Source organism: Microbispora sp. NBRC 16548, assembly GCF_030268985.1.
GTDB classification, from domain to species: domain Bacteria; phylum Actinomycetota; class Actinomycetes; order Streptosporangiales; family Streptosporangiaceae; genus Microbispora; species Microbispora catharanthi.
Genome location: NZ_BSSF01000127.1, coordinates 1 through 255, shown reverse-complemented (window position 1 = coordinate 255; position 255 = coordinate 1). Strand labels below are relative to the sequence as shown.

Sequence of the window (255 nt, the reverse complement as noted above, 5' to 3'; positions counted from 1 at the left end):
CCACCTGCCCCCACTGCTTCAACACCCTCGCCAACGAGTATCCGCAGCTCGGCGGCACCTATGAGGTCGTGCACCACACGCAGCTGCTGGCGCATCTGGTCGAGGAGGGCAGGCTCACCCCGATCACTCCGATCGAGGAGAAGATCACCTACCACGACCCGTGCTTCCTCGGGCGGCACAACAAGGTGTACGCCCAGCCGCGCGACATCATGGCCAAGGTGCCGGGCGTCCAGGCCCAGGAGATGCACCGCTGCA

1 protein-coding gene is annotated in these 255 nt (G+C 65.9%); it reads left to right on the top strand.

The genetic code is table 11. The annotated features are described in order from the left end of the window. Positions 1 to 255, top strand: a 255-nt coding sequence (locus QSK36_RS43340) for a heterodisulfide reductase-related iron-sulfur binding cluster (protein ID WP_285786469.1), incomplete at both ends; no start/stop codon positions are given.